The organism is Actinoplanes sp. NPDC048988 (assembly GCF_043197815.1).
Lineage (GTDB): Bacteria > Actinomycetota > Actinomycetes > Mycobacteriales > Micromonosporaceae > Actinoplanes.
On sequence record NZ_JBICTW010000004.1, the window covers coordinates 548,827 to 564,347 of the forward strand.

15 protein-coding genes and 1 riboswitch are annotated in these 15,521 nt (G+C 72.7%); of the genes, 10 read left to right on the forward strand and 5 right to left on the reverse strand.

Annotation, left to right across the window (positions count from 1 at the left end):
- Positions 1-110 precede the first annotated feature (110 nt).
- Positions 111-887 (reverse strand): DUF1684 domain-containing protein, encoded by a 777-nt coding sequence (locus ACGFJ7_RS16915; RefSeq protein WP_360240327.1) that lies wholly within the window; start codon positions 885-887, stop codon positions 111-113.
- A 59-nt stretch (positions 888-946) separates the two neighbouring features.
- Positions 947-1,063: riboswitch (SAM riboswitch) on the forward strand.
- Positions 1,064-1,098: 35 nt separating this feature from the next.
- Between ACGFJ7_RS16915 and ACGFJ7_RS16920 the strand changes: the two genes are divergently transcribed.
- Positions 1,099-2,289 (forward strand): aminotransferase class V-fold PLP-dependent enzyme, encoded by a 1,191-nt coding sequence (locus ACGFJ7_RS16920; RefSeq protein WP_360240330.1) that lies wholly within the window; start codon positions 1,099-1,101, stop codon positions 2,287-2,289.
- Between the two features lie 169 nt (positions 2,290-2,458).
- Here the strand turns inward: ACGFJ7_RS16920 and ACGFJ7_RS16925 are convergent, their stop codons facing one another.
- Positions 2,459-2,950, reverse strand: coding sequence for a hypothetical protein (locus tag ACGFJ7_RS16925; protein ID WP_360240333.1), 492 nt, complete (start codon positions 2,948-2,950; stop codon positions 2,459-2,461).
- A 14-nt stretch (positions 2,951-2,964) separates the two neighbouring features.
- A complete protein-coding gene (locus ACGFJ7_RS16930; RefSeq protein WP_392642653.1) occupies positions 2,965-3,120 on the reverse strand; it encodes a hypothetical protein in 156 nt (51 codons plus the stop codon).
- Between the two features lie 38 nt (positions 3,121-3,158).
- Here ACGFJ7_RS16930 and ACGFJ7_RS16935 point away from each other — a divergent pair, with 38 nt between their 5' ends.
- The 7 genes from ACGFJ7_RS16935 (at position 3,159) to ACGFJ7_RS16965 (ending at position 9,769) form a co-directional block, all read left to right on the forward strand.
- The gene (locus ACGFJ7_RS16935; protein WP_392642654.1) at positions 3,159-4,325 is read left to right on the forward strand and encodes a lanthionine synthetase LanC family protein; all 1,167 of its coding nucleotides are present in this window, start codon (positions 3,159-3,161) and stop codon (positions 4,323-4,325) included.
- Positions 4,326-4,469: 144 nt separating this feature from the next.
- Positions 4,470-5,390 carry an STM4015 family protein gene (locus ACGFJ7_RS16940; RefSeq protein ID WP_360240342.1) on the forward strand — a complete coding sequence of 307 codons (921 nt, stop codon included), beginning with the start codon at positions 4,470-4,472 and terminating at the stop codon, positions 5,388-5,390.
- A complete protein-coding gene (locus ACGFJ7_RS16945) occupies positions 5,390-6,454 on the forward strand; it encodes an STM4014 family protein (RefSeq protein ID WP_392642655.1) in 1,065 nt (354 codons plus the stop codon). The genes ACGFJ7_RS16940 and ACGFJ7_RS16945 overlap by 1 nt, the downstream gene beginning before the upstream one ends.
- Positions 6,442-7,239: an STM4013/SEN3800 family hydrolase gene (locus ACGFJ7_RS16950; RefSeq protein ID WP_360240348.1), complete on the forward strand. Its 798-nt coding sequence runs from the start codon at positions 6,442-6,444 to the stop codon at positions 7,237-7,239. The genes ACGFJ7_RS16945 and ACGFJ7_RS16950 overlap by 13 nt, the downstream gene beginning before the upstream one ends.
- Complete coding sequence (locus tag ACGFJ7_RS16955) at positions 7,236-8,534, forward strand: STM4012 family radical SAM protein (protein ID WP_392642656.1); 1,299 nt, start codon at positions 7,236-7,238, stop codon at positions 8,532-8,534. Before ACGFJ7_RS16950 ends, ACGFJ7_RS16955 begins: the two co-directional genes overlap by 4 nt.
- Entirely contained in the window at positions 8,531-9,412 is an 882-nt protein-coding gene (locus tag ACGFJ7_RS16960) for an STM4011 family radical SAM protein (RefSeq protein ID WP_392642657.1), read from the forward strand. Before ACGFJ7_RS16955 ends, ACGFJ7_RS16960 begins: the two co-directional genes overlap by 4 nt.
- 57 nt (positions 9,413-9,469) lie before the next feature.
- Entirely contained in the window at positions 9,470-9,769 is a 300-nt protein-coding gene (locus ACGFJ7_RS16965) for a hypothetical protein (protein ID WP_392642658.1), read from the forward strand.
- A gap of 212 nt (positions 9,770-9,981) precedes the next feature.
- Here the strand turns inward: ACGFJ7_RS16965 and ACGFJ7_RS16970 are convergent, their stop codons facing one another.
- Positions 9,982-10,245 (reverse strand): hypothetical protein, encoded by a 264-nt coding sequence (locus ACGFJ7_RS16970; protein ID WP_392642659.1) that lies wholly within the window; start codon positions 10,243-10,245, stop codon positions 9,982-9,984.
- Between the two features lie 311 nt (positions 10,246-10,556).
- On the opposite strand from ACGFJ7_RS16970, the gene ACGFJ7_RS16975 reads away from it, so the two are divergent.
- Together ACGFJ7_RS16975 and ACGFJ7_RS16980 are read left to right on the forward strand one after the other, a co-directional pair.
- Positions 10,557-11,435 (forward strand): DUF6745 domain-containing protein, encoded by an 879-nt coding sequence (locus ACGFJ7_RS16975; protein WP_392642660.1) that lies wholly within the window; start codon positions 10,557-10,559, stop codon positions 11,433-11,435.
- Positions 11,436-11,587: 152 nt separating this feature from the next.
- Positions 11,588-11,986, forward strand: a complete 399-nt coding sequence (locus ACGFJ7_RS16980) for a carboxymuconolactone decarboxylase family protein (RefSeq protein ID WP_360240366.1) — start codon at positions 11,588-11,590, stop codon at positions 11,984-11,986.
- A gap of 58 nt (positions 11,987-12,044) precedes the next feature.
- On the opposite strand, the gene ACGFJ7_RS16985 is transcribed toward ACGFJ7_RS16980, so the two are convergent.
- On the reverse strand, positions 12,045-15,512 hold the full coding sequence (locus ACGFJ7_RS16985) for a polymorphic toxin type 44 domain-containing protein (RefSeq protein ID WP_360240369.1): 3,468 nt from the start codon (positions 15,510-15,512) through the stop codon (positions 12,045-12,047).
- Positions 15,513-15,521 lie beyond the last annotated feature (9 nt).

Consider the following 15,521-nt stretch of genomic DNA (forward strand, 5'->3'; position numbering starts at 1 on the left):
GACCGCGGCTTCCCGCTGTCCCGCAACGCGTTCACCACGTCGAGGGCCACCAGCTTGACCGTATCCTTTGTGGACGGTCGGGTCCGGGCCGGCTCGTACGAGCCCGGGGGTCACGCCGGGGTTTTCTCGCCGGCCTCCACGGCGATCGGCAGCCTGTTCTCGGCCGGCGGCAGCGGGCAGGTCGCGAACTCCGTGTAGGCGCACGGCAGGTTCGTGGCCTTGTTGAAGTCGAGCACCACGGAACCGTCGGCGGCGGGAGCGTCGATGGCCAGGCTCCGGTTGGCCGCGTACGTGGTCACGCCCGAGGTCTCGTCGGTGAACAGCGCGAAGAAGGTGCCCGGCGCGTGCCCGTTGAACACGGTCAGGGCGAGCGGGGTGCCCAGCGCCTCGAACTCCACCCGGCCCGGCGACTCGTACACGTGCTCCAGACCCTCGACGGCCGCACCCACGGTGATCTGCCGCGGCTCCTCGAACGGCACGTAGCGCCCGCTCAGCTCCCACTTCTCGGTGGGCTCGAAGGCCGGGGTGCCCCGATATCCCGTACGCACCGGGTTGTCGGGGTGCCGGGGCCGCACGATGTCGAAGCCGCTGCGCTTGGCCACCTCGATCACGGCGTCGCCGTAGCCGGCCGTGACGCCGCCGCGCTCGGGCAGCACCCCGAAGCTGTGCCGGCCGGTCACCTCGGCGCCGTCGACCGTCAGGGACTCGCCGTCGGTGAGGTCGACCACTACGCCGTCCGGTCCGGTGCTCCACTCGCCCGGGGCGTCGGTGAAGCGCTGCGGGGTCTCGTTGAGGAAGTTGAGGCTGGTCACCGCGAGGAACCCGTGGCGGTCGGCACGGTTCTGCTCGTGCGCGGCGTGCCACTCGGCCCAAGTCTGCTTCGTCATGCGACGACCATATGCCTACTTGCCCGGTAGGAGATAGGTGGTGCTAGTCTCGATCTGGAGGTCATGAGCGCCAGTGACAAGCCCCGGCTCGCTGGCCGGCAACCCTTGCGTTCGCGATGGGGTGCCCCGGGTGAGGACCAGGCTCGCGCCGAAGACGACGCGGGCAAGCGCGGGCCCGCGGTGGGTCCCCGACCCATGCGGAGGCACATCCATGTCCGACGAACTCGACATCATCGGCGCCGACCTCACGGTTGATCTTCCCGACGGCCGTACGGTGCGTTTCGCCCACCTCGACTACGCGGCCTCGGCCCCGGCCGTCCGGGTCGCCGCCGACGCCGTGACCAGCCTGCTTCCGCTGTACGGCAGCGTGCACCGCGGCACCGGCCGCCGCTCGCAGAAGTCGACCCTCGAGTACGAGCGCGCCCGCGACATCGTGGCCGAATTCCTCGGCTGCCGCCCCGGCGACGAGGTCGTCTTCACCCGTAACACCACCGATTCGCTCAACCTGCTCGCCCGCTCGCTCCCCGAGGGCACCACCACGATCGTCTTCGACGGCGAGCACCACGCGAACCTGCTCCCCTGGCCCTCCCCGGTCCGCCTGCCCGCGCCCACCTCTGTCGCCTCCGCGCTGGCCGCCGTCGAGCAGGCGCTGTCCGCGGTGAGCGGCCCGGCACTCCTCGCGGTGACCGGAGCCAGCAACGTCACGGGCGAGATCTGGCCCGTCCGCCAACTGGCCGACATCGCGCACGCCCACGGCGCCCGGGTCGTCGTCGACGCGGCCCAGTTGGCTCCCCACGTGCCCGTCTCTCTCGACGATCTCGGCGCCGACTACATCGCTTTGTCCGGGCACAAGCTTTACGCACCTTTTGGCGCCGGGGTTCTGGCCGGCCGTCAGGACTGGCTCGACGAGGCCCAGCCCTACCTGTACGGCGGTGGCGCCAGCGCCGCCGTCGGCGACCTCGCCGGCGACGTCACCTGGGCCACCGGCCCCGCCCGCCACGAGGGCGGCACCCCCAACCTGATCGGCGCGGTGGCCCTCGGCGCGGTCTGCGACGCGCTGCTGCGCGCCGACCGGGCCGCCCTGCTGGACCACGAGCAGAGCCTGCTCGCCGGCCTGGACGGCGTCTCCCTGTTCGGCGGCGAGGTCCCGCGCGTCGGCATCGTCTCCTTCGCCCTGCCGGACCCGTCCGGCGTCGCCGAGCGCCTGGGCCGCGACTACGGCATCGGCGTGCGGGCCGGCCAGTTCTGCGCCCACCCGCTCGTCCGCCGCCTGACCGGCCACGCCACCACCGAGGGCTGCGAGACCGCCCCCGGCCTGCTGCGCGCGAGCTTCGGCCTGGGCTCCACCGCCGAGGACGTCACCCGCCTGGTCGACGCCCTCACCGACCTGCGGCTCCTCTAGACCCTCGAGATCGGCGTGGGCTCGGGCAGCTGCCCGAGCCACCAGTCGGCCGCGGTGCGGAAGTCCTCGTCGACGGGCAGGGCCGCACCCTCGACCGCCCGACGCCAGGCCATGGCCCGGGACACGCGAGCCAGGCGGAAGGCGAGCGAGGCGGAGCGGCGAAGGCTTTTCAGCGACCCCAGGTCCGACCAGACTTCCAGGTACGCGTCCCGAAGCCGCTCCGCCCGATCCGCACCGGCCACACCCAGCGCGACGAGCAGCGACCCGAACGGATGCCCGACGCTGGCGTCACCCCAGTCGAAGAACCGGAACCCGGCGAAGACGTTGTCGTCGAGTGACCGCCGTCACCGAGATCGCGCAGCGTCGGCCCGGCGTCCGCCGTGAGAAGCCAGCCCCGCTCGGTGTCCACCGCGATCGGCGCCAGCGTCCGCCCCGGCACCCACTCGGCAAGCGCCGCCGCCAGCCCCGCCTCATAGCGACACCCGGTGATGTTCGCCTTGAACCAGCGGGCCCCCGCCCCCGTCATCACCCGATGCGAAACCGACCACGGCCGCACCCGAACCTCTTCAACAGCCCCCACCGCGGGCGCGTCCAGATGCCCGGCGGTCCACTCATGGGCACCCGCCACCCACTCCGGATCCCGCCAGTCGTTCTCCCTCATCGCGTCTTTCCTGCTCAGGCCGGGGTCGGCAGGCAGAACTCGTTGCCTTCCGGGTCGGTGAGGCTCACGGGCTCGAGGTTGGTGACGCCGGGACCCCCGCTGGAGAGCGTCCAGCCCAGCGCCGCGTCGTCCCGGGCCTTCATGGTGATCTGCACGAGCCGTGTCGCCATGCGGACGACCCTAGACGGTCATGGCAGGCTGCCACACCATGACGGCAGGCGCGGAGGAGCTGGCCGCCGGTGCTCTCGACTGGATGATCGAGTCGGTGCCGGCGGGCGACCACTCGCTGTACAGCGGCGGCGCGGGTGCCGTGCTCGCGCTGCTGGAGGGTCACCGCCACTTCGGCGACAATCGCTACGGCGACGCGGCTCTTCGAGGTGCGGCCGCCCTGGCCGAGGTCGACGACTGCTCGTTGTATTTCGGCTTGACGGGTACGGCGGTCGCCCAGCGCGCGGTGCATCGCCTGCTCGGCGACTCGTCCGCCGGGAGGGCCGCGGACCGGGCTCTGCGGCTCGTCCGCTCGCGGTTCGACGGGGAGCGCTGGGGCCCCATGTTCGAGCTGCTGTTCGGCAACGCCGGGATCGCCCTGGGCGCTCTGCACGCCGGCGATCCGGAGCTGGCCGTCCTCGCGGCGGCGCCCTATCTCGACACCGCCGACCCGACTCCCGGCGGGGTCAACTGGGCGGTCCGCCCGAGCCCGCCGCGGTCCCACCACATCGCGCACGGAACCCTCGGGATCGTCTACGCCCTGGCCGCCGTGGGGGCCGCCGCCGGTCGCGGCGACTTCCTCGAGGTGGCCCTGGCCGGCGCGGCCGACGTGGTGAGCCGCGACGAGGCGGGCCCCGACGGCTTCCTCGTCCCGCATTCCGACCCGCCGCACCGGCCGGAACTGATCGAGCGCTACAGCTACGGCTGGTGCAACGGCCCCGCCGGCGACGCCCAGGTCTTCCGGCTGCTGGCCGCTGTGACCGGCGACAGCGCCTGGACCGCACTGGGCGACCGCTGCTGGCACACCGTCACACACTCGGGGCTTCCGCACCGCGTACGCCCGGGTTTCTGGGACAACAGCGGCCGCTGCTGCGGAACGGCCGGGGTTCTCGCGCTGGCCTGCGACCGCCACCTCGAGCGGGGTATCCCGCTCGACTTCGCCCAGGTGCTGGTCGACGACCTGCGGGCCCGGGCCACCGTCGACGCCTCGGGCGCACGCTGGTCGAACCACGAGCACCGCGCGGCGCTCAGTGCCCTCCCGCCGGAGCCCGGCTGGGCCATGGGCAACGCCGGCATCGCCCGCGAACTGCTGCGCTTCGCCCGGCTCACCCAGGGAACGGACCCGGCGTACGCGGTGCCGTGGCCGGACCATCCCCCATCATCCTGAGAAACGTGGGCCGCCGGGGCCCGATCACCTCGGCCGGATGCGATGCCGCTGACATCGTTGCTTGATCGGCGGGGAAAGTGTCGTAGGGGCTTGCTAGGTTCTCGGCACTGATCCGCCAGGAGTCGTCTCGGCCGAAGGAGTCCCGTGACCATCAACCACCACCTGACGACCTTTTTCGGGCTGCCCGTCGTCGACCTCGAGGACGACAAGGATCCGGCCGACCCGGCGGCGGTGGCCTGGCGGATCGACATGGAGGACTTCGAGGCGTCGCCCGCGGAGTTCGAGGCCGCGTTCGAGCGGGTGCTGAAACGCAGCGGGCCGGCGGGGCCGACCGCGCTGATCGTGGGTGAGTGGGGTTCGGCGTACGAGACGAAATTCCCCTATGACCTTCTGATCCGCAACGCCGGGCGGCTGGGCGGGCTGCGGGCGCTGTTCGTGGGCGAGATGAGCTCCGAGCAGTGTGAGATCTCGTGGATCAACCAGTCCGACGTGACGCCGTTGCTCGCGGCCCTCCCGGCTCTGGAGAGCTTCTGGGTGCGTGGCGCCCAGGGGCTCGAGCTGGAGCCGCTGCGCCACGAGGGTCTGCGCGAGCTCGTCATCCAGTCCGGCGGTCTGCCGGCCACCATCGTCCGGGCCGTCGGGGCCTGCGACTTCCCCAACCTCACCCATCTGGAGCTGTGGCTGGGCGTCGACAACTACGGCGGTGACGCCCGTCCCGACGACCTCGCGCCGATTCTGAGCGGGCGCGCCTTCCCGGCGCTGACCCGTCTGAGCCTGTGCAACGCCGAGATCGCCGACGAGCTCGCCGCCGCCGTGGCCGCCGCGCCGGTGGTCGCCCGGCTCACTCGGCTCGACCTGTCGCTCGGTGTGCTCGGTGACGCGGGCGCCGAGGCTCTGCTGGCCGGTCAGCCGCTCACCCACCTGACGATGCTCGACCTGCATCACCACTTCATGTCCGAGGAGATGATCCAGCGCGTGATCGACGAGTTGCCCGACGTCATGGTCGTCGCGTCCGGCCGTCAGGACGAGTCGCGCTGGGGCCGGTACACGGTGGTCGCCGAGTAATGCGGCTCGCCGTCGTCGGCAACCCGGAGAACCGCCGGGTCGCCCTGTTCGCCGCCGCCGTCCAGCGGGCCGGCCTGCCCGCGCCGGAGGTCTTCCCGTGGCGTGACGTGCTGCGGGACGGGCGCGTCCCCGGTCCGGGCACGCTCGTGCGCATCGACTCGCCGGGCGAGAACGCGGAGGTCGGCGCGCTGCTGCGGGAGCTGGGCGGCGGCCGTCCGGCCGGGCCGGCCGAGCATGGCGAGATCGTCGGCGCGGCGGCCGCGTTCGCGGGGCTGCGGGTGGCCCTCGGCCGGGTCGAGGCGGGCGGTGGCGTGCTGCTCAACTCCCCCGCCGAGATCCTGGCGATGACGGCGAAACCGCGCTGCCACGCCCTGCTGACGGCGCGGGGTGTCCCGGTGCCGCCGGCTCTGGAGCCGGTGCACGACTACGCGTCGCTGCGGTCGGCCATGGCCCGGGCCGGCTGGCCCCGGGTCTTCGTCAAGCCGGCCTACGGTTCGTCCGCGTCCGGGGTGCTGGCCCTGGCCGCGGCCGGGCGGCGGGTCACGGCGGTCACCTCGGCCGAGCTGAGCGGTGGGCGGCTCTTCAACAACTTGCGGGTACGCCGGTACGACGGTGAGCCGGTGATCGCGTCGATCGTCGACCGCCTGGCGCCGGACGGGCTGCACGTCGAGCGGTGGTTCCCGAAAGCCGCCCTGGACGACCGCGTGCTCGACCTGCGGGTGGTCGTGATCGCCGGCCGGCCGCGGCACGTGGTGGTGCGGGCGAGCCGGTCGCCGATGACGAACCTGCATCTCGGCAACGCCCGCGGCGACGTCGCGGCGGTGCGGGCGGCGGCCGGCGAGCGGGCGTGGGAGGCCGCCATGCACACGTGCGCCCGGGTGGCCGAGTGCTTCCCCGGCAGCCTGCAGGCCGGTGTCGACCTGATGTTCCGGGCCGGGTGGCGGGAGCACGCGGTGGCCGAGGTGAACGCGTTCGGCGATCTCCTGCCCGGCGTGCTGGTGGACGGTCTCGACACGTACGGGGCCCAGGTGGCCGCGATCAAGGAGATGGCGTGCGCGACCTGATCGGCAGTCACGATCTGCTCTTCGTCACCCTGGACACGCTGCGGTACGACGTGGCCGCCGAGTGCCTGGCCCGCGGGCGCACTCCGGAGCTGGCCCGGGTGCTGCCCGGCGGCGTGTGGGAGCGGCGGCACAGCCCGGCCACCTTCACGTACGCGGCTCACCACGCCTTCTTCGCGGGGTTCCTGCCGACGCCGGTGACCCCGGGCCGGCACGAGCGGCTGTTCGCGGCCCGGTTCGCCGGCAGCGAGACCAGCGGGCCGGGCACGTTCGTGTTCGACGCCGCCGACCTGCCGTCGGGCCTGGCCGCCGCCGGCTACCACACGGTCTGCCTGGGCGGGGTCGGCTTCTTCAACCCCGGGGCGCCGCTCGGGCGCGTGCTGCCGGGGCTGTTCGCCGAGGCGTACTGGGAAAGGGGTTTCGGGGTGACCGAGCCCGACTGCTTCGGCGCGCAGATCGACCGGCTGGCCACGATCGTGGAAGGTCTGCCGGCCGGGCGGCCGCTGTTCACCTTCGTCAACGTCGCCGCCCTGCACCAGCCCAACAAGCATTACGTGCCCGGCGCCACCGAGGACGGGCCGGCGACGCAGGCGGCCGCCCTGGAGTACGTGGACGGGCTGCTCGGGCGCCTGTTCGCCCTGGTCACGAGCCGGGGACGGCCCTGCCAGGTGATCATCTGCGCCGACCACGGGACCCTGTACGGCGAGGACGGCCACGTCGGCCATCGGGTTCCGCACGAGGCCGTGTGGACAGTGCCGTACGCCGATTTTGTTCTGGACGCCTCATGACCCTCGACGATTCGCCCTACCAGGGCTATCTGTACGCGTACCCGCACAAGACCGCCTATCGGAAACTGGATCCGCGCCCGCCGCTGAGCGAGGTGTGGGCGGCCGAGCCTCAGGACGCGCTCTTCGGGTACGTGCATCTGCCGTTCTGTGAGATGCGCTGCGGCTTCTGCAACCTGTTCACGCGGGCCAACCCGCCGGCGGAGCAGGTGACGGCGTACCTCGAACAGCTGCGGCACCAGGCCGCCGCCGTCAAAGACAGCCTCTCCCCCGGCGCGGCCTTCTCCCGGATCGCGATCGGCGGCGGAACGCCGACCTATCTGACCGCGGGCGAGCTCGAGGAACTGTTCGCGATCGTCGGCGGCGTGTTCGGCACGGCCGCGGTGCCCATGTCGGTCGAGACGTCGCCGGCCACGGCCACGCCGGACCGTCTCGCGGTGCTCGCCGCGCACGGCGCCACCCGGGTCAGCATGGGCGTGCAGAGCTTCCTCGAGTCCGAGGCCCGCGCGGCCGGGCGCCCGCAACGGCAGGCCGAGGTGGACCGCGCGCTCGACGTGATCCGGGAGGCCGGTGTCCCGGTGCTCAACGTCGACCTGATCTACGGCATCGACGGGCAGACGCCGCAGACCTGGCAGCACTCGCTCGACGAGGCGATCCGGCGGCGGCCCGAGGAGCTTTACCTTTATCCGCTGTACGTGCGGCCACTGACCGGGCTCGGGCGGCGCGCCCACGCGCGCGCCGACTGGGATTCCGAGCGGCTCGCGCTCTACCGGCAGGCGGTCGAGGTGCTGACGGCGGCCGGATACGAGCAGCACTCGATGCGGCAGTTCCGGCTCGCCGGCGCGCCGGTGCCGGACGGGCCGGACTACTGCTGCCAGGACGACGGCACGATCGGGCTGGGGTGCGGCGCCCGATCGTACACATCGGACCTGCACTATTCGTTCGACTACGCGGTCTCGGTCTCCGAGGTACGGGCGGTGATCGACGACTACCTGGGCCGGCCGGCGTCCGATTTCGCGTACGCCGAGATCGGCTTCCGCCTCGACGCGGCCGAGCAGCGACGGCGGTGGCTGCTGAAATCGTTGCTGCGTACGGAAGGCGTGGATGCCGCCGCCTACCACAAGCGGTTCGGCACGCCGTACGACGAAGACTTCCCGCAGCTCTCCGTGCTCGTCGACAAGGGCTGGCTGGCGGGCTCGGCGCTGACCGCGGAAGGGCTCGCGCACTCCGACGCCATCGGCCCGTGGCTGGTCTCGGGGACGGTCCGCGAGGCGATGGGGGCGTACGTCACGCGATGAGAGACCTCTACGTGCTCTACCGGGGGCCGCTCGCGAGCTGCAACTACGACTGCCCGTACTGCCCGTTCGCCAAGCGGGTCGACCCGCCCGCGCTGCTGCGCGCCGACAAGGCCGACCTGCTCCGGTTCACCGACTGGGCCGCGGCGACCACCGACCGGCGGCTGTCGGTGCTGTTCACGCCATGGGGCGAGGGGCTGACCCGATCCTGGTACCGCGACGCGATGGTGCGCCTGTCACACCTGCCGCACGTGGCCCGGGTGGCGATCCAGACCAACCTGGCGGCCCGGACAGGGTGGCTGTCCGAGGCGAACCCCGACGTGGCGGCGCTGTGGGCGACCTACCATCCGGGGCAGGTGACCCGGTCCCGGTTCCTCGCCCGCTGCCGGGAGCTGGACGCGCTGGGGGTGCGCTACTCGGTGGGCGTGGTCGGGCTGCCCTCCCACTACGAGGAGGCGGCCGCCCTGCGGTCCGACTTGCCCGCCCACGTGTACATGTGGGTCAACGCGGCCGAGGGACACGTGTACTCGGCCGCCGAGGAAAGCCGCTGGACGGCCCTGGATCCCCGCTTCGGCGACAGCGTCCGCCCGCACGCGTCACTGGGCCGGCCGTGCCGGGCCGGCGAGGACGCCATCTCGGTGCTGGGCGACGGCACGGTACGCCGTTGCCACTTCATACCGGCGCCGATCGGCAACCTCTACGACGGCTCGTGGCGCGCCGGCCTGCGGCCCCGCGCCTGCACCAACGCGCTGTGCGACTGCCACATCGGCTACGTGCACCTCGAGCCCTTGCGACTGCGCGACGTGTACGCCGAGGGCCTTCTCGAACGCATTCCACACGCCTGGCCGGCGACGCCCGAAAGTGTCGTACCCACCCGATAGCGTGCGTCCATCCGAGGTCGGCGAGTGGGGAGGAATCCGATGTACAGGCAGGGCGATGTGCTGATCATTCCAGTGGCCGAGGACGAGGTGCCCGTCTGCGCGCCCGTCCCCCGCGACCGCCGCGGCCGCATGGTCCTGGCCCGGGGCGAGGCCACCGGCCACGCCCACGTGGTGGGCGGCCCCGGCCTGCAGCTGCTGGCCGACGTCGACGACCTCGAGCGCATGTTCATCGACGTGCCCACCCACGGCCGGGTGAGCCACGAGGAGCACGGCCCCATCTCCCTGCCGGCCGGCCACTACCGGGTGGTCCGCCAGCGGGAGTACATTCCCGGCGCCTTCCGCCCGGTCGCGGACTGAGGGGCCGACGATGCAGCTGACCCCCGCCCAGGAAGCCATGTCCGCCGCCATCGAGGACCAGTGGCTGGCCACCGCCGTCGCCACCGGCCCCGCCACCCGCGCCGCCGCCGAGTCCGGCGTCCGAGAGGCCTACCGCCTGGCCGGCGCCACCCCACCCGAACGCATCTTCTGGCTCGGCTCCCCCCGAGCCGGCGCGGCCGCTTTCGCCCTCCTCACCGGCGCCTTGCAGCCCAGCGCCGCGCCCGCTTTCCCTTGGCGTGACGACGCCACTTCGCCTTCTCCCTCCTCCGCCTCTCCCCCGGCTGCTTCTCCCTCGCCCACCTCTTCTTCACCCGCTTCTCCGCCGGCCGCCTCCTCCTCCGCCCCTTCTCCCGCAGCCTCCTCACACGCTTCTTTCTCGCCAACCTCCTCCTCACCCGCTTCTCCCTCGCCCACCTCCTCCTCACCTGCTTCTCCCTCGCCCACCTCCTCCTCACCCGCTTCTCCGTCGCCCACCTCTTCCTCGCCCGACCTTTTCTCGGCGAGCGTCACCGCACCTCCGTCTCCCTCGGCGTCATCCGCTCCCGCCGCCATCGCCTCTCATCCCTCCTCGCTTGGCGCCGTGTGGGGCAGCGCGGCGCCCGAGTGGTTCGCTGAGGTCTGCGCGGAGTTGCGCCGGCAGGGTTGGGAACCCGGCGATTCGGCCGGGTCGTCGCCGCCTCACCCCGGCGAAGTGAACGGGGCGCCGCCTCACCCCGGCGAAGTGGACGGGGCGCCGCCTCACCCCGGCGAAATGGACGGGGCGCCGGTGCGCCTGGGTGGAGTGGCCGGGGCGTCGCTGCGTCGCCGGGTGCGTACGGAGCCGTGGGCGGCGGCGCGGCAGGCCGCTGTCGATGCTCTGGGCGGTGACGGGTGGGCGCAACTCAGCGCGGCCGCCGGGCGCCGGTCGTGGCCGCTGGTCATGGATCTGGTGGCGAGCCGGCTGCGCCTGCGGCTGAGCGAAGACCTCGCCGCCGACTTTCCCGGCGCCGCCGGCCGGACCTTGCGGAGCGCTGTTCTCGACGCGATCTACGGGCAGCACGACGGCACCTGGCTGGCCACCTTCGAGGCGGCCGACCGGCTGGCGCCCGAGGCCGGTCTCCTGGCGCCGCTGTCCGGCCTGGCCGCGGTGGCCCAGCATGCCGGCTGGTGGTGGGCGACCGAGCGGTTCGCCGTCCTGACCGAGCGCCCCACGCGGCTGACCCGCGACAACGTCGGCCGGCTGCATCGCGGCGAGGGCCCGGCCATGGAGTTCCCCGACGGCTACGGCCTCTGGGCCTGGCGCGGCATGCCGATCCCGCCGGAGCTGGTGGCCGAGCTGCCCACCCTGACCGTGGCCCGCATCCAGCAGGAGGAGAACGCCGAGCTCCGCCGGGTCATGCTCGAACACTTCGGCTACGAGCGCTACCTGCGCGAGGCCGGCGCCCGCAACCTCGGCTCCGACGAGACCGGCACCCTGTGGCGCCTCGACCTGCCAGGCGACGAACCCCTCGTCATGGTCGAGGTGGTCAACTCCACTCCCGAGCCCGACGGCACCAGCCGCGTCTACTGGCTTCGGGTTCCCCCGGAGACCAACTCCGCCCGGGAGGGCGTCGCCTGGACGTTCGGCCTGACCGCCGAGGAGTACCACCCCTCGATCCAGACCTGACACCCGGCCGAACCCGGACTCGAACGCCGACCAGGGCTGGAAGGCTCACCTCATCCTGGCGGGAGGATGAGGTTTGCCGGTTGGCTCGACAGACTTCTCGCTGCGGCGATCGGATCCGACCACCGCCGCTGAACTCGCGGAAGGGAACGTCGATGGCCACCGGAGAAGCACCAGTCCTTGAAGCCCTGATCGACATCAACGCGGTCGCGCTCGCCCGCACCGAACTCGCCCCGGGCACGGTTCTGCTGGCCCGGATCGCCGCCCTGGCCGCCGTCGACGCTCCGTCGGCGTCCTACCTTCTGCACATCGGCCCGGCGGTGGAGTCCGGTGTGAAGATCGACGACGTCCAGGACGTCCTGGTCGCCATCGCGCCCATCGTCGGCGCCCCGCGCGTCCTCAAGGCGGCCGCCGCGATCACCGAGGCGCTCGGTTTCGCCTTCGCCATCACCGAGGCCGCCCTGTCCGCCGCCGCGGCCGAGGCGAGCAGTGGCGCGGCTGCGGCGAGCAGTGGCGCGGCTGCGGCGAGCAGTCGCGAGGCCGCCGGCGCCTGATCCGATCCCACGGTCGCCGCGGGCCTCGGAAGAGACCCGCGGCGGCCGTTCAGTTCCGCTACTTCAGGTAGGCCTTGTCCTTCATTTGCAGCTCACGGATGTTCATCATCACCAACATGTGCAGGTTGTAGCTGCTCAATCTGTTGTGCGAGGAATACATGTTCGACAGATCGATACCCATCCGCACCGTGGCCTTGTCCCCGATGTCGGTCTGCCCGGTCAGCGGGTTGCTCGGAATGACGTTCGGGAGCTGCAGATAGGTACGGCCGATACCCGCCTCGGTGCCCACGTATCCGAAGTGGATGTTGGACCAGACGTCGTAGTAGAGCTCGTACGACGTCTTCGGAATGTCCGATCGGCATTCACACAGCCGGGGATCGATCGGCCAGTTCACCATCATCCGGAGCTGGGACTTGTGGTCCCAGGGGCCGCCCGGGCGCGTCCGCAGCGCGTACTTCGTCACCGGCTCCGACGTACACAGGACGCTTCCGTTCGAACCGCACCTGGCCATCGCCTTGCGGATGTCACGGACGAACTCGCTGTTCGCGTTCGCGATCATCTCGTCCACCATGAAGTCCAGGAACGTGCAGTACGTGGTGAATCCCGGCGGGTTCTCGCAGGGGTTCAGCGACTCGGAATCCTTGCGCCGCTGCTCCCGGTAGGCATCCATGGTCTCCCGCGCCGCGATCGCCGCCTGAGCCTTGCTCTGGCCGGCGGCGATGGCCGACTTGCGCGCGGCGGCCGCGGCGGCCGACGCGCTCTTGGCCGCGGCGGACGCGCGGTTGGCGGCCGCCTGTGCGTTCTTGGCCGACCGGATCGCCGACTTCTCCGCCTTGCGGGCGGTCGCCGCGGCGTTGTTGGCCTGGTTGGCCGAGTTCGACGCCTTGGTCGCCGAGTTGTTGGCCCGGATGGCGGCGTTGCGCGCGTTCGTCGCGTAGGTCGCCGCCTTGGTGGCCGAGGCGTCGGCCCGGTCGGCGGCGTCCTGCGCCTCGTCCGCCGACCCGTGCGCCAGGTAGGCGTACTGGGCGGCCAGGTCGGCACTCCGCTGAGCGGTCGACGCGGCCTGGTGCGCCTCGTTGAGCAGGCTGTCGACCCGGGCCAGGTGAACCACGGTGTTGTCGTCACGGCGTTGCGCGTAGTACTGGTCCACGTCGAGGAACCGGCGGATGTAGCTGATCGGCCCGCTCAGTGCGGCCTGCGCGGCCGCGCGTACCTCGGATCCCTTCGGAGCCGCCGACAGAACCTGCGTCGTGGCGACGACGGCGTCCTGCTCCGCCGCGTAGTCCTGACCGGTGAGCAGGAACTTCTCCCGGTCCTGGTCGCTGCCGTTGAGCGCCGTGGTGCCGGCCGCCTTGGAGGCCGCGCCGCCCGCGTTCATGATCGCGGTGATCTGCGCCCGCTGGTAGTCGGCCTTGCCGGGATAGACGCGAGTGCGCAGGAACGCCTGCACCTCGCTCGGCGTGGCGTCGAGCTTCGCCTTCGCCGCGTCGGCCAGCGCCTGCGGCTCGCCCGTGACGCTCAGGTCGAACAGCTGGTCGCGGTCGTCCTCGTCGGCGGCGGAGTCGAGGTCGGTCCGGAGGAACGCCACCACGTCGTCCTCGCTCCCGACCAGGGCGTCGCCCGCGGCGGTCTGCACCCAAGCACCGTCGGTGGTGAGCAGCTGCAGTGCCGCCTGCCGGGTCTTGCTCACGATCGTCGCCGTGTCCGTGGCCTGCCGCGCCTCGGCCAGCAACTGGACCGTGGCCGCGTTCCAGCGCTCGCGCACCGGAAGGTTCACGGCCGTCAACGCCGGAAGCTCGTCGAGCTGGTCCAGTTCGGCGTCCTGCGCGGCCAGCGCCTCCATCTTGGCCTGCGCCGTACGGGCGGTGAGCTGCTCCGCCTCGGCACTGCGGGCGGCGGCGTCCACCTCGTCGGCGGTCGTCGCGGCCTGAGCCGCGATGGTGGCCGCCTCCTGAGCGCGGGCGGCGTTCTCGTCGGCGCTCTTGGCCAGGTCGGTCGCCTCGCCGGCGTGCGCCGCCGCGGTGTCGGCCGCCTCGGCCGACCGCCGGGCGTGGGTGGCGGCGTCCCGGGCGTACTTGCCGGCCAGCTTCGCCGCCGCGGCGGCCCGCCGGGCCAGCGCGGTGGCCGCCTTGGCCGCCCGGTCCGCCTCGGCTGCCTGCCGGGAGGCCTGCGCGGCCGCGCGCTTGGCCTTGGCCGATTCCTTCTTGCTCACGTTGGCGTTCTTGCTGGCGGTGTTCGCCGCCGCCCCGGCCTCGGCGGCGTTGCCGGCGGCGGAGGTCGCGGCATCCGCGGCGTCACTCGCGTCCTCCGCGGCGAGCGCGGCCTGGTCGGCCAGCAGAGACGCGTCGTCCGAGGCCCGGGCGATCTCCAGCGCGTCCTTGGCCGAGGCGGCCGCGGCCGCGGCCTTCGTCTTGTCGTGGGCCGCGTCCCGGGCCGCCTGGCGCGCCTTGATCGACGCCTGGCTGGCCCGGACGGCGGCCTGGGACGCGCGGGCCGCCGCGGTGGCGGCGGTCTTCGCGGCCGCGACCGCGGCCCGGGCGGCCCTGGTCGCCTTCTGCGCGGCGGCCGCCGCCTCACGTGCCGCCTCGGCCGCTCGGGCCGCCGCGGCGTTGGCCTTCTGCATCGAGTCCTTGGCGGCCGCGGTCTCGTCGGCCGCGCGCTTGGCCGCCTGCTTGGCCGCCTGCGCCTGCGCCTTGGCCTGGGCCGCCGCGCGTTTCGCGGCGAAGGTCTCCTCGGCCGCGGTCTGGTTCGCCGCCGTCGCCTGGTCGACCAGGGTGCTGAGGGTGGCGACCTCCTCGTCCCGGGCCTGGGCGATCTCGTAGCCGACGACGAGGAAGTCCTCGATGTCCTCCGGGCCGCCCTGCAGCGCCGTTCGCGCCGCTTCGCGGACGATCGGCCCGCCGGAGCTCATCAGCTGGGTGACCCGCACCTCGCGGTCGGTGGCCCGCGCCGCGACGAAGCCCGTGGCCAGGAATTCCTTCCTGGCCTCGGGGGTGCCGTCGATGGCGGCCCGGGCCGCGGCCTTCACGGCCGGGCCGGTGGCCGACGTCAGCAGCTGAGTGACCGCCACCTCGTTGTCGACCTGGTCCGGCGTCTGCCAGCCGGTCGTCAGGAAGGTGTGTACGTCGGCGTCGCTTCCGTTCAGCGCGGTCTGCGCGGCCAGGTGGGTGGCCGGCCCGCCGGTCGACACGAGCCGTACCGTCCGCAGCCGTTCGTCCTGTGCCAGAGCCTCGGCATATCCCTTGCTCAGGAACGCGCTGACGTCGCTGTCGGAGCCGGCCAGGGCCGCGCCCGCGGCCCGGCTGACGTTGGAGGCGGTGCCGAGAGCGTCAGCCGGGCTGACCTTGGCCACCAGATCCTCGTCGAGGTCGCCGATCCGGTCGGCGGCGGTCGGCGAGACTCCGCCGTTGGCCGCCAGAAGCACCTGCAGAACGCGCTCCCGGTCGGTGAGCTGGGGCTCGGCCGCGATCGCCGGCTGGGTGAGGCCACCCGCCACCAGGGTGCCGGCCACCAACACGGCTGACATGGAGGCAGC